Origin of the sequence: Brevibacillus sp. LEMMJ03 (assembly GCF_007197875.1) — a bacterium.
Taxonomy (GTDB): domain Bacteria; phylum Bacillota; class Bacilli; order Brevibacillales; family Brevibacillaceae; genus Brevibacillus; species Brevibacillus thermoruber.
Genome location: NZ_VKJN01000008.1, coordinates 160,615 through 187,511, shown reverse-complemented (window position 1 = coordinate 187,511; position 26,897 = coordinate 160,615). Strand labels below are relative to the sequence as shown.

The following is a 26,897-nucleotide window of genomic DNA, read 5'->3' as shown; positions in this document are numbered from 1 at the left end:
TCTGCTGGTCCCGAAAAAGGATGGCAGATCGGATGCCGCCATCCTTTTTCGCGTGTATGTCAACTTACGTGCTACGTGATCTACAGGAGGGGGGAGGTCTTTTCGATCACGTCCCACTTCATGCCGCGGGCTTTCAGCCGGGCCAGAAACGGGATCGGATCGATCAGCTCGGGCGGTATGCAGCCTGTCGCGGTCAAGAGCCCCTCCGCCATCATGTCCACGGCTACGACGGGCGGAATGCCGGTCTGCCAGATCGTCGCCTGGAATTCGGTTTTGTAGAAAACCTCGTCATGATTGGCGATGGTGTAGACGTACATGTCCTTTCGCTTGTTGTCCTTTTTTCCTTTGACGAGCGCGCCGACGCAGGAGTAGCCATGAATTTTGCCCGCCAGGTCGGCCGGTTTCGGCATCGAGGTGACGACCACGTCGCGTGGTGCCACCTTTACGCCTTTGACGTCGATCTCCTCGTCGCTGTCCAGCCCCAGGTAGCTCAATACCTGCAGCGTATTGACGAAGTCGGGGTGCAGGGCGTACTTGAAGTCCACGTACCTGCATCCCTTGGCCCGGCCGATGGTTTCGCCCAGGGTGGTGGCCTTCTCGTGCTCGACGTTGTAGCAGTCGAGCCAGCCGATCGGTTCGGGGAATTCAAACTCCTCCTTGTTGGCGAACGGCGTCGGGAAATACTGTTCCCCTTTGTCCGCGGTCCAGTAGTTGGGCTTGGCGAGACACTCCTGGATGGCGGTCTGCGGGCTGAAGTAGGAGCAGAAACCGTCGTAGTCGACGACGGAATTGTCGCCGTCGCGGATCAGAATGGCATCCACTTCGTCCAACTGATCGACGGCGTACCGGGCCGCGATGTTGGAAAAGCCGGGGTCGCACCCCAAGCCCATGATGCCCAGGAGGCCGGCCGCTTTGAACGCGTCGTTCCAGGCCAACTGTTTGCGGAGCCACTGCGGCCCGCTGGAGGCGGTATCAATGTAATGCGTTTTCGTGTTCAAGCACGCTTTCATCACTTCGAAGTTGTTTTCGGGCAGGCCGATGTGCAGCAGTACGTCGATGTCGCCCAGAATGGCCTGGACGCTCGACACGTCGCGGGCGTCCACCCGCTTCACCTGAATCTCCACGTCGGTTTCCCGGCGCAGTTCGGCGGCCAGTTCTTCCGCCGGACCGATGGAAATGTCGGCCAGCACCAGTTTTTCCAAGTAACGCGACTTCACGATTTCGCAGGCGCTCACTTGTCCAACGCCGCCAACACCTACTATTGCGACTCGCATAGAGTCCTCCTTCCGTATGTGGGCAACGGTCTATCTTCGCATTCGAAACAGCCATTTCGGCAGATGAAGATTGATGTCGGCAGGGTACACCGACACGGGCGCAGTCATGTCAATCGGCTCCCGAGGGCGCAGGTTCATGAGAACAACCTCCTTGTGTTCGTGTGGTCATTCCTGTACATGCCGGGGAAAAGCGTGAAGGCTAGGGGGGAAGGCGGCGATACCGCATGGGTGCTGTCACCTCCTTTTCCGGTTTGGAAAGCAAAAGGGCGGGCGCGCCGAGCCGCGCAGGGGATAGTACATGTGTATTCATCGGCCCGAACGTCCCATGCGCTCAACAGGGGAGAAAAAATCCGGACCCCACCGCGGCTCCGCGACGTTCCAGCCGAAGACGGTAGAATAAAACTGAACGGCTCGCTCGGGGTTTTGGCTGCTTAATTCGAACAGGACGACACGTGCCATGAGGAGCACTCCTTTCGTAATATAGGGAATCATATCCAATTCCCTGCTGCCAAGGGAAACCCCTCTTTCTTTGCGTATAAAGAGAAGGGGAACCACCCCAACACGTCTGACTGTGGAAGAAGCGAACCGGTAGAAACAAACGTGCCGGCGGCCGCGCAAAACAGTAGAATAGAGAGAGGAAACAAAGACCCCCTTTTTCGCGGAGGAGACGACATGATCCGTTCGATCACAGAACAGGAACGTTCCGCCCTGCTGGAGCGCTTGTGCGTGGAAGAAGCGTACATCCTGTACAGCAACCTCTTTCTGCGGGCGGACAGATGCATCGCGCTTGCGCAGACACGAAACGAAGAGATTTGCCTGGTCGGAACCTATCTGAAGGGCTTGCCGTTCCACGCGTTCACCTTCCATGCATGGGCGGGCACGGAGCATTCTGCCGAAGAGATGATCGGGGCATTCAAGGAAGCGTTACGACTTCCGACGCAAGAAGCGGTGAGCGGAGTCATCACCGTATCGGAAGAATGCCTGTCCCGCCTTGCCATTCCCCACATTCAGTCCAGAAAGACCATGCTGCTGATGAGATGGCGCGACACGACTCTTCTTTTGCCCAAAAGCGATTACCGCTTTCTCGACAAGTCCCATCTCGATGCGGTCAACAAACTCGCGAGCGAAGTCGGCATGATCAGCTTTCGAGAGGAAGAACTGACGGAAACACCTCATATCGGTTTGTTTTCCCCTGCCGGCGACCTCATGTCGATGGCCGGGTTTCACATTTTTCACGAGCGCTATGTGGAGATTGGCAATATCGGCACTTCGCCAGCCCACCAAAACAGAGGATGGGGAACGCGGATCACGTCGGACATTTGCCGGCTGGCACGGGAGAAATCGCCGCACGTGTACTTGTGTGTGTTTGAGGAGAACCGGCCGGCGGTCGCTGTTTATGAAAAACTGGGGTTCGTCACTGCCGCACGTTACGCCTATCTCGAATGTACGCTGTGACGTTCGCGCGTGCCGCACGCGGCGCCGTCTGCCAGATTCTTGTTGACGAACAACCTGGCATTCTTTACAATGATACCCAACAGGTAAACACTGTTCTTATCCAGAGCGGCGGAGGGACTGGCCCGATGAAGCCCGGCAACCGTCACGAGGTGCGTGACCAGGTGCCAATTCCTGCAAGACAGAGGTCTTGACAGATAAGAAGCGGGTTCGTTTGATACGGATGCAGGCCTTCTTCTTGTCGGAGAAGGCTTTTTCATTCTTCTGTTCCTGAACTTCATAGGACTTCTTTCTTATCCAGAGAGGTGGAGGGACTGGCCCGATGAAGCCCGGCAACCGTCACGCGATATGTGACAAGGTGCCAATTCCTGCAAGACACGCGTGTCTTGAGAGATGAGAAGGAGGCTCGGGCGCAATGCACACAAGCCTTCTTCGAATCGGAAGAAGGTTTTTTCGTGTTGTACAAGACAAAAAACGGGGTGGGAGAAACATGAGCGTGGTAAAAGTGGGCTTGTTGGGATTGGGAACGGTAGGCGGCGGGGTGGTCAAGACGATCCGCGCGCAGCAGGAGAAGCTGTCGGCCCGGCTGGGCAGGCGCATCGAAATCGTCAAGGCGCTGGTGCGCGACACGCGGAAGCAGCGGGCCGTGCAGGTGGAGCCGTCGCTGTTGACGACGCGGTTTGCCGACGTTCTGGAAAGCGACGTGGACATCGTCGTGGAAGTGATGGGCGGCGTGGAGCCGACCTACGACTACGTGCGGGCGCTGATCCAAAAGGGCTGCCATGTGGTGACGGCCAACAAGGAACTGCTGGCCAAGCGCGGCGCGGAGCTGGTGGAACTGGCCAACCGGCACGGCGTCCATCTCGCCTACGAAGCCAGCGTCGCCGGGGGGATTCCCATCCTCGGCGTGCTGCGCCAGTTCCTCAGGACCAACGACATTACGGAAGTGCGCGGCATCCTCAACGGAACGACCAACTTCATCCTGTCGCAGATGGAGGAGGCGCAGCTCCCCTACGCGGACGTGTTGAAGCGGGCGCAGGAGCTGGGTTATGCGGAGGCCGATCCGCGCGCCGACGTGGAAGGCTGGGACGCCCTGTACAAGCTGTACATTCTGGCGCAGCTCGTGTTCGGTGAGTCGCTGCCCCTCTCCGCCATCGAGCGGCAGGGGATTGCCGACCTCTCGCAGGGCCACATCCGGCTGGCGAAAGAGCTGGGGTACCGGATCAAACTGCTGGCGCAAGCGCGCCGGGAAGACGGCGGTCTGCACCTGTCCGTGCGGCCGACGCTGGTGCCGCTGGGGCATCCGCTGGCGCGCATCCGGGATGCGTACAATGCCGTCCAGGTGGAGGGCAGCCTCGTCGGCGACCTTTTGTTCACCGGCAAAGGGGCGGGCGAACTGCCGACAGCCAGCGCGGTCGTGGAGGATCTGGCCTTCTTGCTGACCCAGCCGTTTACGCCTCATCCCGCCTGGCGGGAACGGCCGGCGGCGGTCCCGTCCAGCCGGCTCTCATCCAGCCTCGACTTCTGTTTTCTGGAAGGGACAGCGGCCCGCGTGACGCCGGAGCAGGTGCTGCTGTTCCTCGAACGGGCGGGAGTCGCCGTCCGCAGGCTTACCGTCCAGTACGATCCGGGCAGCGTCCTGCGCGTGGGCTTGCTCGCCGCCGGACTCAGGGAGGAGCACGCGGAGCTCTTGGGACGGGACTTCGGCCTGCAGGCGCGGTTGTACCCCGTGCTGGAGGCGGCCGACGATCGTGGTGCCGTCGAAGGGACTGCGGGTTGGTAAACAAGCGTCCAACTCCCCATCGCATTCGCCGGGATTTTTTGGCATGATAGAAGCGGAGCACTTCTTCTTCAAGGGGATGAGGACACATCATGCTGGGTTCGCAAACCATTCTGCCGGCCATTCGCCACATGAAGGAGTTTGAGCGCGTCCTGGAAAGCCGGTACGACACGATCATTCTGCTGGAGAGCCATATCTGTCAACTGAAAAGCATCGCCGACCTGGCGCGCCGGCACGGAAAAAAGCTGTGGCTGCACGCCGATCTGGTGCAGGGGTTGAAAAACGACGAGCACGGCGCGCTGTTTCTCTGCCAGGAGATCAAGCCGGCCGGCGTCATTTCCACCCGTTCGCAGGTGATCACGACCGTCAAAAAGAAGGGCTTGGTCACGGTGCAGCGCCTGTTTTTGCTGGACTCCGGCGCGCTGGAGACAAGCTACAAAATCCTCGAGCAGACGAAACCCGATTTCGTGGAAGTCCTGCCGGGGGTCATGCCGCACATCATTACGGAAATTCGTGAGCAGATCCGGATTCCGATCATCGTCGGCGGGTTTATCCGCACCTGGGAGGAGATCGAGAGCGCTCTGGCGGCGGGAGCCATCGCCGTCACCACCTCCGATCGAAACCTGTGGAAACAACTGTAAAAAAGTGGTTGACAACGCTTTCACGTCCGCTTATGATTGATTCCAGAAGGTCATACGTCGGATGAGATCAGGAGATCCACCTATTTCTCTAGTGTTTAAGTTCCTGTGGGCTTAAGCAGTGGTTGATAGGTGGATTTTCTGTTTTCTTCCAGGGAGGTGAACGGCGAAAAGGGGGGAGCCGGTCCGGTCTCATCATAAAAAAGAAGAGAGTGGGGGAACATGATGTCGGCGTATTGGGCGGAACTGATCGGGACCATGATGCTGGTGATTCTCGGGGACGGCGTCGTGGCGGGCGTCGTGCTGAACAAGTCCAAGGCGCAAGACGGCGGATGGATCGTGATTACCATGGGCTGGGGCTTTGCCGTCGCCTTTGCCGTTTACGCGGTCGGGGGAGTCAGCGGCGGCCATCTGAATCCGGCCGTCACCATCGCGCTCGCGTCGATCGGATCGTTCGCTTGGGAGCTCGTGCCCGGGTACATCCTGGCCCAGATGGCCGGGGCGTTTCTGGGGGCTGTCTTCGTCTACCTGTACTACCTGCCGCACTGGAAAGAAACCGCTGACCCGGCGGCCAAACTGGGGGTATTCTGCACGGCTCCGGCGATTCGACACACGTTTGCGAATGTTCTCAGCGAGGGGTTGGGCACGTTTTTTCTCGTGTTCGGCCTGCTGGCCATCGGCGGCAACACGTTTGCCGAAGGGCTCAATCCGCTGATTGTCGGCTTTTTTATCGTCGCCATCGGCATGTCGCTCGGCGGGACCACCGGCTATGCGATCAATCCGGCGCGCGATTTGGGGCCGCGCCTCGCCCACTTCGTCCTGCCAATCGCAGGCAAAGGCTCATCCGACTGGAGCTACGCCTGGATTCCGGTCGTGGGGCCGATCGTCGGCGGGACGGCGGGAGCGCTCGTATTCAAGACCTTGTTCGGCTAAGCGGTCGGCCCGGGCCGATTAACGCAGCGAGGGATCGGGAGAAAACGATGAAGGGGGATGTGACGGATGGAAAAGCGGTACGTATTGGCCATCGACCAGGGCACGACCAGTTCCCGTGCCATTTTGTTCAACCGGGAAGGGAACATGGTGGGAGCGGCCCAGAAGGAGTTCACGCAGTTGTTTCCCCGGCCGGGCTGGGTGGAGCACGACGCCATGGAGATCTGGTCGTCCGTCGTCGGCGTGATCGGCGAGGTGCTGGCCATCCACAACATCAGCGCCCAGGAAGTGGCCGCGATCGGCATCACCAACCAGCGGGAGACGACCGTCGTCTGGGACAGACAGACCGGCCTGCCGGTCTACAACGCGATCGTCTGGCAGTCCCGCCAGACGGCGGAGATTTGCGAGGCGCTGAAGGCGCAGGGGCTGAACGATCGGTTTCGCGAACGGACCGGCCTTTTGATCGACGCCTACTTCTCCGGCACCAAGGTCAAGTGGATCCTCGACAACGTGGAGGGAGCACGGGCCAGGGCGGAACGCGGCGAGCTCTTGTTCGGCACCATCGACACCTGGCTGATCTGGAAGCTCTCCGGCGGCAGGGCGCACGTGACCGACTACACCAACGCGTCCCGCACGCTGATGTACAACATTTTCGACCTGCGCTGGGACGACGAACTGCTGGAGCACCTCACCGTGCCGAAAGTGATGCTCCCCGAAGTGCGCTCCAGCTCGGAAATCTACGCGCATACCGACAAAGACCTCTTCTTCGGCGTGGAAGCGCCCATCTCCGGGGCGGCGGGGGACCAGCAGGCCGCCCTGTTCGGCCAGGCGTGCTTTGAGGAAGGCATGGCGAAAAACACCTACGGCACCGGCTGCTTCATGCTGATGAACACCGGGGAAAGACCGGTGCGCTCCGAACACGGCCTGTTGACCACGATCGCCTGGGGCATCGACGGCAAAGTGGAGTATGCGCTGGAAGGAAGCATTTTTGTCGCCGGTTCCGCCATCCAGTGGCTGCGCGACGGCCTGCGCATGCTGAAATCGGCGGCGGACAGCGAAGCGTACGCCAGCCGCGTGGAATCGACCGAGGGCGTCTACGTGGTGCCGGCGTTCGTCGGCCTGGGCACGCCGTATTGGGACAGCGACGTGCGCGGCGCCGTCTTCGGCCTGACGCGGGGCACCAGCAAGGAGCACTTCATCCGCGCCACGCTGGAATCGCTGGCTTACCAGACGAAAGACGTGCTCACCGCGATGGAGGCCGACTCCGGCATCACGCTGAAAAAGCTGCGCGTGGACGGCGGCGCGGTGAAGAACGACTTCCTGATGCAGTTCCAGAGCGACCTGTTGGGCGTGCCGGTGGAACGTCCGCAGGTAAACGAGACGACCGCCCTGGGAGCGGCCTATCTGGCCGGTTTGGCGGTGGGCTTCTGGAAAGACAGGCAGGAGATCGCCGCCAACTGGAACGTGGACGGCGCCTTCGACGTGAAGATGAGCGAGGAACGGCGAAACGGGCTGTACGCCGGCTGGAAAAAAGCCGTGCGGGCGGCGATGGCCTTCAAATAAGCGGCCGGACGTGGTATACTGAACGCAACAAGGTCATACGGATGGTCTGAGAATCGGAGTCGACCACTGATCCTTCTTTGCGGGCAAGGAGGGATTGGTGGTCGTTTGTGTTTTTTCCGGACTGTTCGGGTTGAATCACCGATAAAGTAGAAGGGGGAGTGATGCGTGATGAAACGAGCGGAACACCTGGCGCGGCTCAAAACGGCAGAGCTAGACCTGCTGGTGATCGGCGGCGGCATTACCGGCGCGGGGATTGCGCTGGACGCCCAGGCGAGGGGCATCCAAACGGGGCTGATCGAGATGCAGGACTTTGCTGCGGGGACCAGTTCCCGCTCCACCAAACTGGTTCACGGCGGGCTGCGCTACCTGAAGCAGTTGGAGTTTCGCCTCGTCGCCGAGGTGGGCAGAGAGCGGGCGATCGTCTACGAAAACGCGCCGCACGTCACCCAGCCGGAGTGGATGCTGCTGCCGCTGATCGAGGGCGGGACGTACGGGCGGCTGGCCACATCCGTCGGCCTGTACCTGTACGACTGGCTGGCGGGAGTGAAACGGAGCGAGCGGCGGCGGATGCTCAGCCGGGAGGAGACGCTCAGGATGGAGCCGCTCTTGCGCAAAGAGAAGCTGAAAGCGGGCGGCTACTACGTGGAGTACAAGACGGACGACGCCCGCCTGACGCTGGAAGTGATCAAAGAGGCGGCGGCCCGCGGCGCGGTGCCGGTCAACTACGTGAAGGCGGAGGCGTTCCTGTACGAAAACGGCAGGGTCGTTGGCGTGCAGGCCGTCGATCGGATCAGCGGGGAGACGTTTGCCATCCGCGCAAAACAAGTGGTCAACGCCGCCGGACCGTGGGTGGACGAACTGCGCGAAAAAGACGGCTCCCGGCAGGGCAAGCGGCTCTTTCACACCAAAGGGGTGCACATCGTCTTTGACCGGAAGCGCTTTCCGCTGCGTCAGGCCGTGTATTTCGACACGCCGGACGGTCGCATGGCGTTTGCCATCCCGCGCGCGGGGAAGACGTACGTGGGCACCACCGACACCCCCTACGACGCCGATCTGGCCCATCCGGTGATGACGGTGGAAGACCGCGATTACCTGCTGGCGGCCATCGATTACATGTTCCCGGAGGTGGGCATCCAGGCGGAGGACATCGAGGCGAGCTGGGCAGGTATTCGGCCGCTGATTTACGAGGAAGGCAAGTCCGCCTCGGAAATCTCCCGCAAAGACGAAGTGTTCCGCTCCCCGAGCGGGTTGATCACCATCGCCGGCGGCAAGCTGACCGGCTACCGCAAGATGGCGGAAAAAGTGGTGAACATCGTCGCACAGGAACTGGGCGTGAAGGCGCCGTGCACGACGGACCGGATTCCGCTGTCCGGCGGGAAGGTGGGCGGTTCCGCCGGCTTTGCGTCCTTTGTCGGGAAGAAAACGGAGGAAGGGATGTCGCTCGGCCTCGGCCGTGAAGAGGCGGAGCGGCTCGTTCGCCGCTACGGCAGCAATGTGGACCGCCTGTTTGCGATCGTCCGCGAGCGCGGCCGGGAAGCGGACCGGCATCGGCTGTCACTGGAGGTGTACGCGTCCCTGGTGTACGCGCTGGAAGAGGAGATGGCGATGACGCCAGTGGACTTTTTGCTTCGCCGCACGAGCAGTCTGCTGTTTGACATCGAATGGGCGAACCGCTGGAAAGAGCCGGTCCTGAACTTCATGAAGCGGTACGGGAACTGGAGTGCGGAGCGGACGGACGCGTACCGCCGCGAACTGGAGCAGCAGATCCGCGACATGACTCCCTGACAGGCGGGCGCGGCGCTGGATTGTCATGCAAACACCCCCTCCGGCAGTCGATACCGGAGGGGGTGTATTGTCAGCAGTTACGTCAGCGAATGGCGCCGCTTGTCGTGAATCAGCTTGTCCTTCAGCGCCCGCAAGCGGTCAGACAGCGCGACGGGGTATACTTCCGGGTTGTCGAGGCGGAGGTACTCTTCCCAGAACGTGCTCTTCTGCTTGCGGTGGAAGGTCCTGATCTCGTCCAAACTGGGCATCTGGTAGACGAGCTGGCCGTCCCGGAAAATGGGGCGAAGCAATTCCACCGCCGTAAAATCGGTGACCCGCTTGCTTTTCAGCGGATTGGTCGGGTGCTTCAGGATGATTTCGTTGAGGTTGTCCAGCGTTTCGTCCTCCAGGCAGATGTAGTCGCCCTTTGCCATGCCGTTTCGGTCGTAGAGGCGGTACACTTTTTTCAGCCCGGGGTTGATGATTTTGTCCAGGTTCTCCGAGATCTTGATCAGCGCGATCCACTCCTGCTCGGTCTTGCGGGCGACGATCTTGTGCACGCCGCCGAGGGCCGGGCTGTCGTAGGCGGTGATGAACTTCGTGCCGATGCCCCACACGTCGATTTTGGCCCCCTGCAGCTTGAGCGAAGCGATCGTGTACTCGTCCAGGTCGCTGGAAGCGGCGATCTTCACGTACGACAGGCCGGCGCTGTCCAGCATCTCCCGCGCCCGCTTGGAGAGGAAGGCCAAATCGCCGCTGTCCAGCCGGATGCCGTTCAGCCTGTGTCCGCGTTCTTCCATGATCTTGGCCGTCTTGATGGCGTTGGGGATGCCGCTTTCCAGCACGTCAAAGGTGTCGACCAACAGGATCGACTTCGCCGGAAAGACCTCGGCAAAGGCGAGAAACGCGTCCAGCTCGCTGGGGAAAAACTGGACGAACAGGTGAGCGTGCGTTCCCGTCGTCGGCACGCCGTACTTTTTGCCCGCCTTCAGATTGGACGTGAAGTGAAAGCCGGCGATGTAGGCGGCCCGTGCCCCCTGGACGGAAGCGTCCCGCCCCTGGGCCCGGCGCTTGCCCATTTCGATCACCGTCTGGCCGTCCGTCGCCGTGATGATGCGGGACCCTTTGGTCATCAGGAGCGACTCGCTGTTGATGGTGTTGAGCAGCTGCGCTTCAATCCAGATGCACTCGATCACGGGGGCGATGATCCGGATGTAGGGCGTGTTGGGAAAGACGATCTGGCCTTCTTCCATCGCGTCCAGGTGGCCGGTGAAGCGCAGGTTTCGCAGCTCCTCGAGAAAGTCCTCGTCGTAGATGTTTTTGGAGCGGAGGTAAGCGATGTCCGATTCGTTGAAGTACAGGTTTTGAATGATGTCAATCAACTGCTGCAGGCCGCCGAACGCCACGTACCCGCCCAGCTCGCCCTGGTAATCTCCCGTCGGTTTGACAAAGGGCGCCTTGCGGTAAAAGTCGTCAAACACCACTTCGGTCTTGTGCAGCCCTTTCTTGTACAGCGCGTACATCATGCTGAGCGCGTACTCGTCCGCGTCGAGGGCGTAATCCCGGGACGGATCGTAGTAAGGCAGCACTTCAAACGACCGGGTCTCATCGCAAGCCGCGCACTTCTGCAGTTGATCGGTGGTGCGAAAATTGGGCTGGCCGCACGTTTGGCAGATGTGGACAAAGCGGTAGATTTTCGGGTCAATCACGTCAAAAAGCGTCTTGTCGGGTGTCATCTTGGCGTCTCCTTACCTCGACTCGCCCAAGACCTGGAGGCCGAGCTGATTTTTGAAGTGGTTCAAGGCCCATTCGTGGCCGGCCGGGTTAAAGCTGGCGACGGCATCCGCGTGTATCACGACCGTAAACCCGCGGTAAAAGCCGTCGATCGCCGTGTGCAGCACGCAGATGTCCGTGCAGACACCGGCCAGGTGGATTTCGCGAATGCCCCGCGCGTGAAGCTGCAGGGCAAGGTCGGTCCCCTGGAACGCGCTGTAGCGGGTTTTGTCCATCCAGGTGATGCGTCCGGCATGCCGGTCGTACGCGTCCTGCACCTTTCCGTACAGGCGGCGCCCCTCGGTTCCGATGATGTTGTGCGGCGGATACAACGGCGTTTCCGGGTGGAACGGGTCGTCCTTTTGGTGGGCGTCCACCGCCATGACGACGTAGCGGCCGTCGCGCACGAACTGCTCGGTCAGCTCCACGATCCGCTGTTCGATCCGCTGGGCCGGTTCCCCGCAGGTCAGCGCTCCGTCGGCTGCCACGAAATCGTTCGTATAGTCAATCACAATCAAGGCGTTCATCCGTTATCCCTCCGAATCGGTAGACGGCGGCGTTCGCCAGCCGGCCAAAACGATACCAAGTCGTGCGATGACTGTCGTTACGAAAGTTGGCTTCATCTTACCTGGTAAACATACCCTCGTCAATACGGCGGCATGCGGGCAAGTATTTGCATGAAAATATTGACGATTCCGTCAAGTGGGCGTTACCATTCGTGGTGTATTCACAATTGCCTTAGAGGAAAGGGAGGATGCAGATGGCGCAAGCGGCAGTTTCTCCGCAGACGGGCACCAAAGCGTTGATCGCCAGTCTGATCGGCAGTTCCATCGAGTGGTTTGACTACTTTCTCTACGGGACGGTGGCATCGCTGGCGTTTACCAAGCTGTTTTTCCCCCATACGGACCCTGTGGTGGGACTGCTGCTCTCCTACCTGTCGTTCTCGCTGACGTTTTTCATCCGTCCGCTAGGCGGTCTCATCTTCAGTCATATCGGCGACAAGGTCGGACGGAAAAAGACGCTGGTGCTGACGCTTTCGCTGATGGGGACGGCGACGGTCCTGATCGGCCTTTTGCCCGGGTACGACACGATCGGCGTGTGGGCCCCGATCCTGCTGTTCATCCTCCGTCTGGTGCAGGGGCTGGGCATTGGCGGCGAGTGGGGCGGCGCCCTGCTCCTGGCCGTGGAATACGCGCGGAACAACCAGCGCGGCTTCTACGGCAGCATTCCCCAGATGGGTGTAACCATCGGCATGCTGCTCGGCACGCTCTCCATTTCGCTGATGAGCCTCCTGCCGGAAGAGCAGTTCCTGTCGTGGGGCTGGCGGGTGCCGTTTGTCCTCAGTGCCGTGCTTGTCTTCCTCGGCCTGTGGATTCGCAGCGGCATCGACGAGACGCCCGCGTTCCGGGAAGCGCAGCAGAGCGGCAGCATCGCCAAAGTGCCCCTGGCGGACACGCTCCGCTGCCACTGGAAGTCCGTGCTGATCGCCATCGGGGCCAAAGTGGTGGAGACCGGACCGTTTTACATCTTTTCGACCTTTGTGATCGCCTACGCGACGAAGTACCTCGGCTACGACAAGGTGACGGCGCTGAACGCGGTGACGATCGCCACGCTGGTGGCCACCATCGCGATTCCGTTCATGGGCAAATGGTCGGACCAGGCGGGGCGAAAACCGCTCTACATCGGCGGCACCGTGGCGATCATGCTGTTTGCGTTTCCGTACTTTTATCTGCTGTCGCTCAAGTCGGCGTTTTGGCTGACGGCGGCCACGGTGATCGGGCTGGGGATTCTCTGGGCGCCGGTGACGGCTGTTCTGGGAACGCTGTTTTCCGAGATTTTCAGCACCGAAGTGCGCTACACTGGCGTGACGCTCGGCTACCAGTTGGGGGCGGCCATCGCCGGCGGCACGGCTCCGCTGATTGCCACCTGGCTGCTTGACGCGTTTGCCAACTCGTGGGTGCCGGTCGCCCTGTACATCATCCTGACCGGGCTTGTCTCGCTCGCGGCCATCGGCGCGGCGCGGGAGACGAAAGACGCGAGCTTGTGAGCGGGCATGTGAGGAAAGGCGGGATAGTCATGCTGGTTTTGTCCCAGGAAGAGATTCGCGAGCTGTACACAATGGAAGAGTGCCTGCGGGACGTGGAGGAGGCGTTTCGGTGCGAGGCGGCGGGCGGCACGGTCACACCGGTTCGCACCGCTGTCGCCCACGAAAAGCGGGCGGCGGTGACGCTGTACATGCCGTCGTACGTGGAGGCCGTCGAATACACGGCGGTGAAAGTGGTCAGCATCTTTCCGCAAAACGCGGAAAAAGGGCTGCCGTCCCTGCAGGGGATCACGCTGCTGACGGAAGCGAAGAGCGGACGGCATGTGGCGCTGATGGACGCAACCTGCCTGACCGTGCTGCGCACCGGCGCGAGCAGCGGCGTGGCGACCAGGCTGCTGGCGCGCCAAGATGCCAAGAGCTGCGCCGTGCTGGGGTGCGGCGCCCAGGCGCTGGGGCAGGTGCAGGCGATCATGGCGGTCCGGCCGATCGAGCGGCTTTGGCTGTACAACCGGACGCGGGCGCGCGCGGAGCAGCTCGCCGCCCGGATTCGCGCCCTCTACCCGGAGTGGAAGGGCAGCATCACATGTGTCAACGACGCCAGCGAGGCCGTGTCCGCCGCCGACATCGTGGTGTTGAGCACCAAGGCGACCGAGCCGCTGTTTGACGGCGGCATCCTGCGCCCCGGTACCCACGTCAACGCGATCGGCGCCTATCAGCCGCACATGCAGGAATTTGACGCCGTGACGTTGAACCGTAGCGGGAAAGTGGTGGTGGACACCAAGGAAGGGGCCCTGCACGAAGCGGGCGATCTGATCAAGCCGATTCAGCGGGGAGAGTGGTCGATCGACCGGTTGTACGGCGAAATCGGCGAACTGGTCACCGGCCAAAAACCGGGGCGGGAGACGGACGAGGAAATCACCCTGTACAAATCCGTGGGGATTGCCTCTCTGGATACGATGGTGGCCTGCGCCGTCTACGAAAAGGCGAAGCGGCTGGGAGCGGGGACGACCGTCACGCTGTAGGCGCAATCCGCCGCAGCACAGCGCTGTCCGGGCAAAACGCTCCGCGATCGGGGTTCACTCTGCTGGACGTGAGGAAACGAAACCATTTGGAAAGGCGGGAGCGCATGGAACTGGCATTTGATCATCTGGTTCACTTTCTCCGCCGTCCGCCCGTCGAGGCGGCGGAGCGCTTGCAAAAGGAAGGATTTCACGCGCTGGCGGGCGGCCGGCACGAGGCCTGGGGGACTTGCAACAGCCTCAGTTACTTCGGGCTTGCCTACGTGGAATTTCTGGCCGTGGAATACCCGGAGGTGGCCGAGCGGTCTGACAATCCGCTGGTCCGGCAGTTGGTGCAGGACGCGGCAGTGGGCGAGGGCATGGGGCAAATCGCCCTGCGGACGCGCGACATTGAACGCTGGGCGGAGCATTTTCACGAGCGCGGGATGAAGGTGACCGGTCCGCTGCCGGGCAGCAGGAAGCGGGAGGACGGCACGGTGATCCGCTGGCAGATGCTGTTTGCGGAGACGCCGGAGGAGAGGGGGCGTGTGCCGTTTCTGATCCAGTGGGAGCAGAGCGACGACGAGCGGCGGGACGATCTCACCCGCCGGGGCGTCATTGCTCCGCACCCAAATGGAACGCACGCCCTCAAATGCGTCTGCTTGGCAGCGGAAGACGCGGACGAAGCGGCGGAACGCTGGCGGCGGTGGTTCGGCCTGGAGGCGGCGGACGCCTTCGTCGATGAAGGGCTAAACGCCCGCTGCCGGACGCTTGCGTTTTCCGGCGGGGCTGTCGTGCTGTGCCAGCCGTTGGGGGAGGGATTGGCCCGCGACGCGCTGCTGGCCCGCGGAGAGAGGCCGTTTTTCGTCCGGTTCGCCGGCGGGAGCGGAGAGATTCGCCACGAGCTGTACGGTGGGTGGTATGTGTGGTGAATCAAGCCGGAAAGCAGGTGCGTGCTCCCTACAGGCTTCAACGCTTCACGCACGCGGACATCCCCGGCCTGGTCGCGCTGTCGGCGTCGGTCGGCTGGGATTACGACGAACGGGATATCCGGACGGTCATGGCGGCCGGCCGCGTATTCGGACACGGAGCGGAGCGGCACCGCTGCCCGCCAGGCGGGGCTTCGCACGTCGTTCGGCCTGCAAACACGCTGCTCCTCCCCTGATCCCATCGGTATGTCATCAATCTGGAAGAGCCCGGGCGGCTCCTCTTTCTTTTTTGTAAAATTGCAAAAAAGAGATAATCCCGTACGTTCGTGCTATCATTTGTTTAGATTGTTAGTAAATAGCCGAACAGTTAGGGGGGACAACGTGGAGGTACAGCATCGTTCGCTGCAAAAAGAAGTAGGTTTGACGTTGGCTACATCGCTGGTGATCGGGACCGTTATCGGCTCCGGCATTTTCATGAAGCCGGGCAAGGTCATTGAATACGCCGGCGACTCCACGCTGGCACTGTGGGCGTGGATAGTGGGAGGATTGATCACGCTGGCGAGCGGGTTGACCATCGCCGAGGTGGGAACGCAAATCCCCAAGACAGGGGGGCTGTACGTCTATCTGGAAGAAGTGTACGGAAAGGTGTGGGGCTTTCTCGCCGGATGGGTGCAGTCGGTCATCTACGGTCCGGCGGTAATCGGCGCGCTTGGCTTGTATTTCGGTTCGCTGCTCGTCCACCTGTTTGGCTGGGGGGCTGCATGGAAGCTGCCGATCGCGGTCGGTACGGTGCTCCTCTTGGCCGTCGTCAACAGCCTGGGCACCCGGTACGGGGGCTTCGTTCAAACGGCGGCCACCCTCGGCAAGCTGGTGCCGATCGCGCTGATCGCCGTGTTTGGAATGTGGAAAGGAAACGGTCAGATATGGGGGGCCGACAGCGGAGTGACCACCGAGATCAGCTTTGGGGCGGCTGTGCTGGCCACGCTGTGGGCCTACGACGGCTGGATGCTGGTCGGCTTCATGGCGGGAGAGATGAAAAATCCCGCCAAAGTGCTGCCGCGCGCCATCATCGGCGGCCTGCTCGTGGTGACACTGGCGTATCTGTCGGTCAATGTGGCCCTGCTCCATCTATTGCCCGCATCCGAGATTGTGCGCCTGGGGGAAAACGCCGCAGGGGCGGCGGCGTCGCACTTGTTCGGCGAATGGGGCGGCAGGCTGATCAGCGTCGGGATTCTCGTCTCCATCTTTGGCTGCCTCAACGGCAAAATCCTGGCGTTTCCCCGCGTGCCGTTCGCGATGGCAGAGCGCGGCCAGCTTCCTGGCTCCCGCTGGCTCTCCCGCATCCACGCCGCCTACGGCACGCCGGTGGCCGCCATTTTCTCGCAAGCCGTGATCGCTGTGATCCTGATGGTGGTGAGCAATCCCGACCACTTGTCCGAGCTGGCCATTTTCTCCGTGTACCTGTTTTACATCCTGGCGTTCGTCGCTCTGTTCATCCTGCGCAGACGTCAGGGGGGACGGCCACGCGCTTACAGCGTGCCGCTCTATCCGATAGTGCCGCTGTTCGCCATCGCTGGTTCGCTCTATATCCTCGCGAGCACGCTGCTCACCAATCCGGGGAATACGCTGGCGGCCCTCGCCATTACGCTCTTGGGCCTTCCGTTTTTCCGGCGCGGGCAGCGAAAAGAAGCCGCCCTCCGCGGCGAGCCGGTGAGAGCCAACCGCTAGCCTGACGAACCGAGAGCATCACCTCCCTCCGACGGCCGGGATCGGCCGCTGCGGAGGGTTTTTTCTTGGGGGCAGCAGGACAAAAAAGAGCAGAAGCCTCGAGACAGAGGCTCTGCTCTTTCGTTTGTCAGGTTCGCACCGTCTTTTTGACCAATTGGCGGTACATGTACAGCATCGCCAGCCGCCACGGAACGATCATGCCGTAGGCGAGGACGAAGAACAGTCCGGCCGTTTGCATGGTCGTCAGCGAATCGTTTACCCACAGTTTCATGGCAAAGCGAATCACCACCAGGGCGACGAGGATGCCGAAAAAGGCGCGGGACCGTTTCAGATAGACGTCCTGGCCGACGATTTCGAAGCGGGACGTGAGAATCAGCGGGATAGAGAAGATCATCCCGACGAAAAAGGCGATGGCGTCGTAGATGAGCGGAGTGGCCGTTTCCGGAAAGTGAAACATGGCAAAACCGGTGGACATGAACAGGGGCGGCAGGATGATGCGCCGCGCGGACACCGGCTTTTTGGTCCCGCGCATGCGCAGGACGATCACCACCGTCGCCATGAGCAGCGGCACCAGCATGCCCAGGGCAGTGGATGAGAGAATCTGCATGGAAGTAGTCCCTCCTTGGCCCATGATATTCTAGTGTACACCATTTTGCCGTAAAGGGGAAAGCGGTCCGCCGTCATTTCACGGGGGCCCGCTACGCCGCCGCCGGTTCGTCTGTCTCCCGCACGTCCAGCCTGCTTTTGATGCTGTAGGACAGCGTGATCACGGCCGTCAGCAGGGTGGCGGTGGCGATCACCAGCATGTAGCCGGAGATGCCCAGCAGGTCCAGGCAGAGGCCGGTCGTCCCCAGGGCGATCAGGAAAACGCCGCGGTCCAGCATGCTGCGGAAGGAGAAGAACCGCCCCTGCTGATGCTCCGCCAGCCGCTTCTGAAACACGGTCGTGGTGACCGGGAAGAAAAAGGCGACGGTCATGCCGAACAAGGCAAACGAGCCCAGCACCATGATCCGGCTTTCCGCAAACGACATCCCGTACTGGGCGAGGGCGAAGAAAAACAAGAGGACGGTGGATGCGACGATCAGGTTGCGTCCGCCGATCCAGCGCTTGGCCAGAAGTCCGCCCACCAGAATGCCGGTCCCCTCCACCCCGTAGATCCAGCCCATCATTTCGGGCGTCCGCTGGATTTCGCTGAAGTTGAGCACCAGCAGATTGATGCCGCCGAGAAACAGCGTGATCAGCCCCATGTTCACCAGCCCGACGAGCAGGACGGGATCCTTTTTGGTGATCGTCAGCACTTCGCGGAACTCCACCTTTTCCTGCCGTTTGTGGGAGGCGATTGGCGGAATGCGCAGCAGCAGGGTCAACAGCGCCACGACGATGTAGGCGGCGACGGACAGGGCGTAGAGCATGCGGAGATCCATCGTGGCGACGAGAACGCCGCCGATGGCGGTTCCGCCGATCCGGGACAGCGTGGAAATGTTCAGGTAGACGCTGTTCGCTTTGAGCAGTTCGGACGACGGCAGGATGGCGGGCAGCGATGCCTGCAGGGTCGGGAAGTAAAAGGCGGCGGACGCCTGCATGATGATCAGGGAAACGACCATCCACCCGAGCGAGTCGTGTGCGATGGCAGGAAACATGCAGACCGGACTCAGACAGCGAACCAGGCTGGATACCAGCATGATCTTGCGCTTGTCGGAACGGTCGATGACGACGCCCGCCTTGGGCGACAGCAGGATGCTGACCACCAGGCCGCTCATGAGGATCAGCCCTTTGAGCGCGTCGGACGGGATCAGGTGCTGCATGAACTGCAGGTTGGCGATAATGGAGATCCACAGGCCCGATCCGGTGATCACCTCCCCCGTCATCAACAGGAGAAACGTACGATTTCGCCACAACATGGAAGCCACTCTCCATTGGATCCAAACATTTTTATCAATTCGATTCAAACAGTATACCATTTGCCCACTCGTTTGTATATGATTCCCTGTTGGGTATGCCTTCCCGGCACATGGGGAAACCTAAGCCCGTCATCAGACGGATAAGGAGTAAGGAGTTTTTTCATGAAGCGGAAACGCTCGCTCTTGCTGTTGATCGGCTACGGCTTTATCGCAACGTTGGCTGTTTTTTACGGATTGGTGGAAAGGGAGAGCCTGGCTGCCACGTTTGTCTCGTTTCATCTGCTGGTCTGCCTCGGCATTCCCCTGCTTCACGGATGGTGGGAAGGGGGATTGGCCGACGATTGGCGGCGTGCGTGGCTCCCCTTTGACAAACAGGGGGCGGTCTGGGGTCTGGCTGCGGGAGCGCTCATGCTGACGGGAATTCTCGCCGGCATCCGGCTGCTCTTTGCCTCCGGCGTGCAGCCGGAAGAAATCCGCGCCGTGCTGGAACGATGGGGACTCACCCAGCAGGCGGTCTGGTGGTTTTCGCTGTACATGGCCGTCGTCAATTCGCTGTTGGAAGAGCTGTTTTGGCGCGGGTTCGTCCTGGAGCGGCTGCTGGCCGCAATGTCCCGCTTTGCTGCTGTGCTTCTCAGCAGCCTCTTTTTTTGCCTGTATCATCTGCTGGTGGCCACCGTCCTGTTCGGCTGGCGGTGGGGCGTGTGGATTACGCTCATGGTGCTGGCGGTCGGCGTTCTCTGGGGGTGGCTCAAGGGTATCTTTCCCGCCGTGTACGCCACGTGGTTCAGCCACATGCTGGCCGACTTCGGCATCGTTCTCGCGCTGGTCATCTGGGTGTACGTGGGCTGAAAACGGCGGCGGGATCGTCGCGATTACCCGTTCGGTTTCCGCTGTTCCCGAAGCGAGAGCTGGCGGGCCCGCTCGGCGATGACGCCGCTGCGGTCGCGCAAGGTGTGCTTGTGCAGGAGATACCGGTTGGCCATGTCGCTTGGCCGTTCACATGGCAGCCCCCGTTCCGCGCACATCTGCTGCACACGTCGGCGCAGCTCCGGATCGGCGATCGGCAGCGAGATGCTGTGGTACGGAGCGCCCGCCTCCATCTCGGCGACGACGGCGGCGAGGAGTTGAAGCAGGGCGGCGGGGTCCAGACCGAGACGGCTGAGAGCATCCTGCTGCTGCCGCAGCAGGCGGAGGGCGCTGTTCATCATTTTGACGGCGCCGGCCCGATTCCCCCTGCGGTGGTGATACAGCCCGACGGCGATCTGAATCAGCCCGACCCAGACGGGGCTGCGCTGTCCGGCCTCGCTTTTCCAATACTCCTCCAAAATCTCGTGACATTCGAAGTAGTCCCGTTCGGCGTGGAACTGGACCAGGTATTCCAGGTAGGGGTGCGGGTACATGACTGGCTCCTCGCTCTTTTGTTTTCCGATTCATCCATGTACTATTATAAAGGAACAAGCAAGCAGAAAACGAGGTGCAGATAACAGAATGACCAAAGAGGAACTTCTCTCCATTCTGCAGGAAAGGGAGATGACGGAAGTAATCGAACTGATCGAGGATGCCGAATCGGGCGATCTGGAAGAGCTGGAACTGGTGGAGAGCCTGGGGCTGCTGCGGGACGAGGAGCTGAACCGGGAAGTGCTGCAGCTCCTGGAAAGCCTGGGGGTTACGATCATCTACCTGAAAGGCGACGAAGAGGACGGCGAGGACGAAGAGGAGTGACGAGGCCAACCCCAGCCGCTGGCGGGGTGGTTCTCCCAAGGCAAAGGGAATGGCAGGCTCCGCCCCATCGCGTGGCGGAGCCGCGTTTTCCCCTTTGTCCGTGACAATCGGCTACTTTTGCGTCCAGACGCGGTTCTTGTTGCGGGTGGGGGGAAACTTGTCCCCTCTGCCCAGCTCGATGATCATCGGGTCCTGCACGCTGGCGCCGGACTCCCCGATTTCCATGTAGACCGCGTTTTTCGGGGACTTGTCGCCTTCGCGAAAACGGCTGCGCTCGCCCATAAGGGTCACCCCGCTTTCTTCCCATGTAGTGTCCCGTTTAGTATCTCCCCGAAGGGCGGGTTCAACCCCTGTGTCTCTATTGACGCTCGATTCAGAATTGATTTACGATAGGAACACCACAATTCCGGGGGGTTGTACCGTGCATCGTCTGTCTCTGCAAAAAGATTCCAACATCTCGTACCACGAACAACTGTATCAGCAAATCGCCGCCTTCATCCGCAGCGGGGAACTGCCGCCGCACACACAGCTTCCGACTGTGCGGCAGTTGGCCGCCCATCTCAAGGTGAACTACAACACGGTGCGCAGCGTCTACCTGCGCCTGCAGCAGGAGGGACTGGTCGACTCCCGGCAGGGACGGGGGACGATCGTGAGCAACGTGGTGAACGACCCCCTGTTGACCCGCAACCCCGCCCACCTCGCGCTATTGGCCAAGGAAACGCTGCACAAGGTTAAGGCGATGGGGTATTCGATGGACGAGTTTACGCGCGTCTTGTCCGCCGTCATGCAGGAGATCAACCAGTCCCCCGTGCTGTTTCTCCGCTTTACGGAACTGGAGCTGGCCGAGTATCTGCGGCTGGTGCAGTATCACCTGCCGAGCGCGATGGTGGAGGGGCGCACGTTTGACGAATTTTGGGAGCGGCTGGGAGAGGACGCCGGCTTTTTGCAGCAGTACAAGGCGATTGTCACCCATCCCAGCGTCAATCTGAAAATAAAGCAGGCGCTCCCGCGGGAAGCGCCTCCGGTGGTCAGCCTGGACTTCATCCCCGACCCGACCATCGTCATTCCCGCCCTGGAAGCGTACCCCCGCCACACCAAGGTGGGCCTGATCTGCGCCACCATCCGGGGAGCGGAGGGAATGATCGACGACTTGTACAACGCCGGGATCACCCATCTGGACCTGCGGACGATCGAGGCCAACCACCCCGACGTGTTTGAGCTGATTGCCAACTGTGACGTGGTCTACATCTCCAAACCGGGTTACATGACCCGTCCGCATCTGTTGACCTTGCCCAAGGTAAAGGAGTTTCAGGAAATACCCGATCATCACGGAATCAACGAACTGCGGAAAATTGTCACGCAGTAACGACCCACATGGATATCCGTTTATTTTGCGTTCACTTTAGACAAGTGTACCATGCCAATGCCACCCCTGCGACATAGCATGTAACTGTACCAACTCAAAGGGGGGTGAGCTCATGAGCTGCGGATGCCATAAGGATTACGGGCACAAATGCTACCACAAAAAATGCTGTAAGAAGAAATACTATAAGAAAAAATGTTACTACAAACCCGTCTACAAGTACGATTGCCATCACTACAGGAAAGAGCACCACGGGAAAGGATACGGCGGGTACGGATCCTCGTCTATGTCTTATTACGGGTACGACAGCCATTACTAACGCGAAAAAAAGCGCCTCTACAGGGGGTGCTTTTTTTCTCTCTTGGCAACTTTACGAAAGGGCTGCCGTACATGTGGAAGGGAATAGGAAAAAGCAAGGAGGCGTTATTCATGAATCAGGAACGGCCCGGCAAACAGGAGCGGATGTGGGCGATCGCTGCCCATCTCGCTGCGTTTGCCGGATTGGTCATCCCGCTGGGGAACGTGCTGGGGCCGCTGATTGTCTGGCTGATCAAGCGGGAAGAGGGAGCGTTTGTCGACAGCCAAGGGAAAGAGGCGCTCAACTTTGCCATCAGCGTCACGATCTACGGTGCGATCAGCATGCTGCTGATTTTCCTGTTTGTTGGCGTCCTGCTCTTGTTCGCCCTGTTCGTCTTTTGGGTGGTGGCCGTGATCATGGCGGCGGTAAGCGCCAACGACGGCATCCCCTACCGCTATCCACTCACGCTGCGATTCATCACCTAGCAGACAGCCGTTCGTTTTGAACGGCTGCAAACGTGTTGGCATTTTTCTGACAATGAAGGAATGCGGCCCGCCCATCACGAAATACCATGCATGTACCAAGGGTGGAAGGGGGCGGTAACCGCATGTTGACAGGGATCACGGTTGTCGATTTTTCACGCCATCTCCCCGGGCCGTTTTGCACGATGAGGCTGGCCGACCTGGGGGCGGAAGTAATCAAGGTGGAAGCCCATCCTGCGGGAGATCCCGGCCGTTCGCTGGGGCCGCGGATCGGGGAGACGGGCGCGCTGTTTTTAAGCTCCAATCGCAACAAGCGGAGCGTAGCGCTGAACTTGCATACCGAAGCGGGCAGGGCCTTGGCTTTTGCCCTGGCCAGCCGTGCCGACGTGGTGGTGGAGAGCTTCCGTCCGGGCGTGATGCGCCACCTCGGGCTGGACTACGACAGCCTGTCCGCTGTCCATCCTTCGCTGGTGTACTGCTCGGTTACCGGATACGGCCAGACGGGGGACATGCACCAGTTGGGCGGCCACGACCTCAACTACCAGGCGATCAGCGGGTTTCTTTCGGCGACCCGCGACAGCGAGGGCAGGCCGGTCCCCTCGGAAGTGCCGATCGCCGATTACGCCGTGGGCCTGTACGCGGCCGAGCAGATTTGTGCCGCGCTGGTTCGGCAATGCCGACACGGACAGGGCGCCTACCTGGACGTCGCTTCGGTGGACGTGCTCTCCTCCTGGATGGGACTGCACGCCCTGCTCGCCCATGACGGGCAGGCGAAGGCGATGGGCCAATTCCTGAAGGGAATGCTGGCCTACCAGGTGTACGAGAGCGCGGACGGCAAGTACGTCGCGCTGGCGGCGCTGGAAGAAAAGTTCTGGCACAACTTCTGCCGGGCGGTTGGACGGGAAGACTGGGAGACCCTGCACGGCGCGTTGATTGCCGACCACCCGGACGTATTTGAGGAAATGAAAACCCTGTTTCTGTCTCGGACACAGGCGGAGTGGAGCGAGCTGGGGAGCGAAGTAGACTGCTGCCTGACCGCCGTGGAGGAGATGGACACCTGGAGCGGCAGCGCGTATGTCGCCAGCCGGGAAGCCGCCTTTACCCTGCCGTACGGGGCCGGGGCGGAGACGCTGCAGGTGCGCGTGGAACGAACCCGCCCGCTGGACGGCATGATGCCTCCTCCACGCTGCGGGGGAGACACCCGCGACGTGCTGAAAGCCAAGCTGAACCTGACGGATGACGAATTGACCCGCTTGGAACAGGAAGGCGTCATCCCGCGGCGTACGTCGTAACGAAAGGAGAAAACCCGTGATGGAACACAGACAAGACTTGCCGATCCAAACCGACCTGCGGGAGGGCGTCTGGACGATTACGCTCAATCGTCCGCGGGTGCTGAACGCGCTGACGCTGGAGATGTTTTCGCTGCTGAGAGACGCGATTGCCCGAGCCGCCGCTGAACCGGCTGCCGAGGTGGTGCTTCTGCGCGGCGCCGGTGGCAACTTCTGCTCGGGGGCCGATTTGAGCATACTGGGAGCGCTGCGCGACCCCGCCCAGGCGGACGAGTCGCTGACGGTGATCAACGCGTTTCTGACGCAGCTCCATCACATGCCCAAGCCGGTCATCGCCCTGATCGAAGGGGCGGCGGTAGGGGCGGGCCTCAATCTGGCGCTTCACGCCGACTTTGTCATCGCCGCCCGGGAAGCCGTGCTGCAGGAGCCGTTTGTCCAGATCGGCCTGACCACCGATTTCGGCGGCACCTATCTGCTGCCGCGCCTGGTTGGCATGGCCCAGGCCAAACGATTGGCGCTGCTCGGCGAAAAGATCTCCGGCAGCGAAGCGGAGCGGATCGGCTTGATTTACAAAGCCGTGGATGCGGCCGAGATCGAGCAGGAGGCGCAGCTGTTGATCAGTGCCCTTCGCCGCTTGCCCCGTCATGCGCTGGCCGTCACCAAAGCGGGTTTGACCGCTTGCCTGGAGATGAATCTGGCGCAGTCGCTGGCCTGGGAAAAGGAGCAGCAGCCCGCGTTGATCATGCATCCCGCGTTTGAATCGCTGGTTCGGGCAAAAATGAAGCGAACGTGAAAAAACGCCGAAGCCTCGGCGTTTTTTTCGTCAGGGAAGCGGAATTTTCAGTTCGTGACGGCGGGCGCCCGTCTGCGCGATTTCTTCAAACAGAATCAAGGTCAGCGGCTGCTTGCTTCCGGGCAGGTTCAGGTTGAGTTCATAGGAGCCCCATGCCAGGCCGCCGCGGCTGGCCGTGACGAAACTGTTGATCAGGGTGGTCGCCCCGTCCGTGACCACGTAGCGGACATTGCCTTCGAAGACGCGGGCTTCTCCCTTGACGACGTATTGGCGGGCGTCGGTCTTGCTGACCGTGATATTGCGGAACGCATCGTTGCCGTACCCCTGTTGGCTCCTTGGCGCTGGCGGAATGCCGGCGGCACCGGCGGCCGGGGGAAGCGCAGAGACGCATCCCAGCCAGCAGACGATCAACCACGCACGAAACACGTTCTTTTTCATCGCGTGATGCCTCCATACGGGTGGGTTTTGTTTGTAGCATGACCCGTTTGTCCCGTTCCTATCCGGTTGATGCGCGGCGTCCGCCCGAACAGAGAGGCGATGGTAGAATCATGTTGAGCGAAAACTCCGGATCACATCATGAGCGGGTTTTCCATTCACTTGCCAGTTTCGAACGCCGGAATCCCCGTTGACGGAGGAAATCTTTTATTTAGTCTATGGTTTGATAGGACAGCCGCATGCGGTAGTAATTGATATATTCAAGAATGGCAAACACGTAGAGAAAGACAAACCAATAAAAATCAACGGGAAAAACCTTCCAATGATAAATCAAGAACAGCAGTCCGATCGCAATCAGGAAAAGGTTGATTTTTTTGAAGACATGGAAAAGTCGAAGGTGACGATCAGGCAAATGGGAGAAACAGCCTCGCCGCACTTGTTTCCATTTAACAAACCAATAATAACTTCCTTGAAGCAAGATAAATTCCAGCAAGGCAAACGCATAGACAGACGGCCATGACGTTACATAGGGTTCTGCCCACTCAAACTGTTGTGCATAGATCAACCACAGCAAGGCAAAACAAACAACAGCGAATAATTCACCTGCCCATAACCCGAATAACGTTTTTTCCACCTTTTTTCGCATGGAATCCTCCTTCTTTGATGCGCGTCTTGTGAAAAACCTCCCAACGCGTTTTTCTCCTAAATAAATGATAGGACATTCGTTTGGTCCCATCAAAAATCAGCAGCGTTCCTGCACATGGCCGCTTTTCCTGAAAGAACGGCATCGTGCACGGCGCAACCAAGTCTTTCGGCGAATATGCAAAAGGTGAAAGATTATCCGTTGAGAAGTGAAGCCATCTGTGGTAGAGTTAGAAATGTAAAGATCCTGCGATGTACGTGAGGCCACGAATGTTTCTAACCTTATGAGTGTTTCGAGGGAGACAGAACTTCGCGCCGTATGTCAGGCCCACCTCCCGTCTTGGGACGCATGGGAAGGCAGAAACGCGGACGGGTCACCCACCTGTGTGAGAGCAGGTTACAGAAACATGAGGCCGGACGGCAGAGCGGGGGCTTTTCCTTTGGAAAACGGCAGTAGCTGGACATATACGATTCGATCACGAAAAAACCTGGGACGTTACCGTTCCAGGTTTTTTGCGTGATCCGCAAGGAAGTCCTGCTGCCCATAAAAGAAACCGCGTGTCCGACTGGAATGGGCCGGAAGGGTTTCCTGGCAGGCAGCGGGCCGGGGTGTTTGCCGGAGGCGTCGCGGTTCCTTCGAGCACCCGGTCCTGTGGGGATCGGGCTTATTGCTGTCCGCCGGAGCCGCCCGCTCCCTGATTCTGCTGCGGGTCTCCCTGGTTGACGATGGTCAGCGACTGTTCCAGATCACGGGTGTCCTTGGCGTCCTGAAGGATCTGGTACATCTGCAAAAAGTTCGCTTTTTGCCCCTCCGGAATGCCTTTGATCCGGACGGTCATTTCCTGCGGACCGCTCTGCTGATTTCCGGCTGCCCCCTGATTCTGTCCGCCAGTCTGGTCCTCCAGGAAATCGAGAAACAGGGAGTCGTTGTCCTGACTGGCCTGGTTCTGCTGGCCCTGCTGACTCTGCTGGTCCTGCTGACCCTGTTGTGCTCCGTTCTGGCCGCTGTTCTGGTCCGGTACAAACAGAACGTTAAACTCGTTCAAATCTGTCTGGATGATCCCGATGACGTTCATCCCGATCCTCCTTCGCATGTCAA

General features: G+C 60.4%; 27 protein-coding genes, 1 other RNA gene and 2 riboswitches. Of the genes, 18 read left to right on the top strand and 10 right to left on the bottom strand.

Translation table 11 applies throughout. The features are described from left to right. Positions 1 to 80: 80 nt before the first annotated feature. A complete protein-coding gene (locus FOI68_RS12490) occupies positions 81 to 1,274 on the bottom strand; it encodes a saccharopine dehydrogenase family protein (protein ID WP_143863359.1) in 1,194 nt (397 codons plus the stop codon). A gap of 672 nt (positions 1,275 to 1,946) precedes the next feature. On the opposite strand from FOI68_RS12490, the gene FOI68_RS12485 reads away from it, so the two are divergent. From FOI68_RS12485 to FOI68_RS12460, 6 genes are all read left to right on the top strand, one after another. Beyond that, on the top strand, positions 1,947 to 2,729 hold the full coding sequence (locus tag FOI68_RS12485) for a GNAT family N-acetyltransferase (RefSeq protein WP_143863358.1): 783 nt from the start codon (positions 1,947 to 1,949) through the stop codon (positions 2,727 to 2,729). Positions 2,730 to 2,822: 93 nt separating this feature from the next. Beyond that, positions 2,823 to 2,930, top strand: a riboswitch (SAM riboswitch). A gap of 86 nt (positions 2,931 to 3,016) precedes the next feature. Continuing rightward, a riboswitch (SAM riboswitch) is annotated at positions 3,017 to 3,126 on the top strand. Between the two features lie 90 nt (positions 3,127 to 3,216). Beyond that, entirely contained in the window at positions 3,217 to 4,509 is a 1,293-nt protein-coding gene (locus tag FOI68_RS12480) for a homoserine dehydrogenase (RefSeq protein WP_143863357.1), read from the top strand. A gap of 86 nt (positions 4,510 to 4,595) precedes the next feature. After that, complete coding sequence (locus tag FOI68_RS12475) at positions 4,596 to 5,147, top strand: glycerol-3-phosphate responsive antiterminator (RefSeq protein ID WP_370512126.1); 552 nt, start codon at positions 4,596 to 4,598, stop codon at positions 5,145 to 5,147. 222 nt (positions 5,148 to 5,369) lie between these two features. After that, positions 5,370 to 6,077: an MIP/aquaporin family protein gene (locus tag FOI68_RS12470; RefSeq protein WP_029100028.1), complete on the top strand. Its 708-nt coding sequence runs from the start codon at positions 5,370 to 5,372 to the stop codon at positions 6,075 to 6,077. 66 nt (positions 6,078 to 6,143) lie between these two features. After that, positions 6,144 to 7,637, top strand: a complete 1,494-nt coding sequence (gene glpK / locus FOI68_RS12465; RefSeq protein ID WP_044899454.1) for a glycerol kinase GlpK — start codon at positions 6,144 to 6,146, stop codon at positions 7,635 to 7,637. Between the two features lie 168 nt (positions 7,638 to 7,805). Beyond that, positions 7,806 to 9,422: a glycerol-3-phosphate dehydrogenase/oxidase gene (locus FOI68_RS12460; protein ID WP_143863384.1), complete on the top strand. Its 1,617-nt coding sequence runs from the start codon at positions 7,806 to 7,808 to the stop codon at positions 9,420 to 9,422. A gap of 77 nt (positions 9,423 to 9,499) precedes the next feature. Here FOI68_RS12460 and FOI68_RS12455 read toward each other — a convergent pair whose 3' ends face one another. After that, on the bottom strand, positions 9,500 to 11,137 hold the full coding sequence (locus tag FOI68_RS12455) for a nicotinate phosphoribosyltransferase (RefSeq protein WP_035295007.1): 1,638 nt from the start codon (positions 11,135 to 11,137) through the stop codon (positions 9,500 to 9,502). Positions 11,138 to 11,149: 12 nt separating this feature from the next. After that, the gene (locus tag FOI68_RS12450; RefSeq protein ID WP_143863355.1) at positions 11,150 to 11,701 is read right to left on the bottom strand and encodes a cysteine hydrolase family protein; all 552 of its coding nucleotides are present in this window, start codon (positions 11,699 to 11,701) and stop codon (positions 11,150 to 11,152) included. 233 nt (positions 11,702 to 11,934) lie between these two features. On the opposite strand from FOI68_RS12450, the gene FOI68_RS12445 reads away from it, so the two are divergent. From FOI68_RS12445 to FOI68_RS12425, 5 genes are all read left to right on the top strand, one after another. Continuing rightward, entirely contained in the window at positions 11,935 to 13,221 is a 1,287-nt protein-coding gene (locus tag FOI68_RS12445; RefSeq protein ID WP_065066796.1) for an MFS transporter, read from the top strand. A 29-nt stretch (positions 13,222 to 13,250) separates the two neighbouring features. Beyond that, a complete protein-coding gene (locus FOI68_RS12440; protein WP_143863354.1) occupies positions 13,251 to 14,240 on the top strand; it encodes an ornithine cyclodeaminase family protein in 990 nt (329 codons plus the stop codon). 104 nt (positions 14,241 to 14,344) lie between these two features. Beyond that, the gene (locus FOI68_RS12435; RefSeq protein ID WP_143863353.1) at positions 14,345 to 15,148 is read left to right on the top strand and encodes a VOC family protein; all 804 of its coding nucleotides are present in this window, start codon (positions 14,345 to 14,347) and stop codon (positions 15,146 to 15,148) included. After that, entirely contained in the window at positions 15,145 to 15,381 is a 237-nt protein-coding gene (locus tag FOI68_RS23975; protein ID WP_044899459.1) for a hypothetical protein, read from the top strand. Before FOI68_RS12435 ends, FOI68_RS23975 begins: the two co-directional genes overlap by 4 nt. A 145-nt stretch (positions 15,382 to 15,526) precedes the next feature. Further along, positions 15,527 to 16,873 (top strand): APC family permease, encoded by a 1,347-nt coding sequence (locus tag FOI68_RS12425; protein WP_255433456.1) that lies wholly within the window; start codon positions 15,527 to 15,529, stop codon positions 16,871 to 16,873. A gap of 127 nt (positions 16,874 to 17,000) precedes the next feature. Here the strand turns inward: FOI68_RS12425 and FOI68_RS12420 are convergent, their stop codons facing one another. After that, positions 17,001 to 17,480 (bottom strand): CcdC family protein, encoded by a 480-nt coding sequence (locus tag FOI68_RS12420; protein ID WP_029100037.1) that lies wholly within the window; start codon positions 17,478 to 17,480, stop codon positions 17,001 to 17,003. Positions 17,481 to 17,571: 91 nt separating this feature from the next. Beyond that, the gene (locus tag FOI68_RS12415; protein ID WP_044899462.1) at positions 17,572 to 18,774 is read right to left on the bottom strand and encodes an MFS transporter; all 1,203 of its coding nucleotides are present in this window, start codon (positions 18,772 to 18,774) and stop codon (positions 17,572 to 17,574) included. Between the two features lie 162 nt (positions 18,775 to 18,936). Between FOI68_RS12415 and FOI68_RS12410 the strand changes: the two genes are divergently transcribed. Next, positions 18,937 to 19,623, top strand: coding sequence for a CPBP family intramembrane glutamic endopeptidase (locus FOI68_RS12410; protein ID WP_143863351.1), 687 nt, complete (start codon positions 18,937 to 18,939; stop codon positions 19,621 to 19,623). 23 nt (positions 19,624 to 19,646) lie between these two features. On the opposite strand, the gene FOI68_RS12405 is transcribed toward FOI68_RS12410, so the two are convergent. Next, positions 19,647 to 20,174, bottom strand: a complete 528-nt coding sequence (locus tag FOI68_RS12405; protein ID WP_143863350.1) for a DUF309 domain-containing protein — start codon at positions 20,172 to 20,174, stop codon at positions 19,647 to 19,649. 88 nt (positions 20,175 to 20,262) lie between these two features. Here FOI68_RS12405 and FOI68_RS12400 point away from each other — a divergent pair, with 88 nt between their 5' ends. Continuing rightward, positions 20,263 to 20,496, top strand: a complete 234-nt coding sequence (locus FOI68_RS12400) for a hypothetical protein (RefSeq protein ID WP_029100041.1) — start codon at positions 20,263 to 20,265, stop codon at positions 20,494 to 20,496. A 111-nt stretch (positions 20,497 to 20,607) separates the two neighbouring features. Here FOI68_RS12400 and FOI68_RS12395 read toward each other — a convergent pair whose 3' ends face one another. Next, positions 20,608 to 20,778 carry a YjzC family protein gene (locus FOI68_RS12395; RefSeq protein ID WP_065066786.1) on the bottom strand — a complete coding sequence of 57 codons (171 nt, stop codon included), beginning with the start codon at positions 20,776 to 20,778 and terminating at the stop codon, positions 20,608 to 20,610. A gap of 139 nt (positions 20,779 to 20,917) precedes the next feature. Here FOI68_RS12395 and FOI68_RS12390 point away from each other — a divergent pair, with 139 nt between their 5' ends. The 4 genes from FOI68_RS12390 (at position 20,918) to FOI68_RS12375 (ending at position 24,721) form a co-directional block, all read left to right on the top strand. Beyond that, a complete protein-coding gene (locus FOI68_RS12390) occupies positions 20,918 to 21,862 on the top strand; it encodes a GntR family transcriptional regulator (RefSeq protein WP_035294989.1) in 945 nt (314 codons plus the stop codon). A gap of 426 nt (positions 21,863 to 22,288) precedes the next feature. After that, entirely contained in the window at positions 22,289 to 22,642 is a 354-nt protein-coding gene (locus tag FOI68_RS12385) for a DUF4870 domain-containing protein (RefSeq protein WP_044899471.1), read from the top strand. 122 nt (positions 22,643 to 22,764) lie between these two features. Continuing rightward, positions 22,765 to 23,931, top strand: coding sequence for a CaiB/BaiF CoA transferase family protein (locus tag FOI68_RS12380; protein ID WP_143863349.1), 1,167 nt, complete (start codon positions 22,765 to 22,767; stop codon positions 23,929 to 23,931). A gap of 19 nt (positions 23,932 to 23,950) precedes the next feature. Beyond that, a complete protein-coding gene (locus FOI68_RS12375) occupies positions 23,951 to 24,721 on the top strand; it encodes an enoyl-CoA hydratase/isomerase family protein (protein ID WP_143863348.1) in 771 nt (256 codons plus the stop codon). Positions 24,722 to 24,751: 30 nt separating this feature from the next. Here the strand turns inward: FOI68_RS12375 and FOI68_RS12370 are convergent, their stop codons facing one another. Beyond that, on the bottom strand, positions 24,752 to 25,159 hold the full coding sequence (locus FOI68_RS12370; protein ID WP_081904117.1) for a Gmad2 immunoglobulin-like domain-containing protein: 408 nt from the start codon (positions 25,157 to 25,159) through the stop codon (positions 24,752 to 24,754). A 208-nt stretch (positions 25,160 to 25,367) separates the two neighbouring features. Beyond that, positions 25,368 to 25,802: a hypothetical protein gene (locus FOI68_RS12365; RefSeq protein WP_255433455.1), complete on the bottom strand. Its 435-nt coding sequence runs from the start codon at positions 25,800 to 25,802 to the stop codon at positions 25,368 to 25,370. 237 nt (positions 25,803 to 26,039) lie between these two features. Here FOI68_RS12365 and ssrS point away from each other — a divergent pair. Further along, a non-coding RNA gene (ssrS, locus tag FOI68_RS12360) (6S RNA) lies at positions 26,040 to 26,234 on the top strand. A 229-nt stretch (positions 26,235 to 26,463) separates the two neighbouring features. Here ssrS and FOI68_RS12355 read toward each other — a convergent pair. Next, entirely contained in the window at positions 26,464 to 26,874 is a 411-nt protein-coding gene (locus FOI68_RS12355) for a hypothetical protein (protein WP_143863347.1), read from the bottom strand. Positions 26,875 to 26,897: the final 23 nt, after the last annotated feature.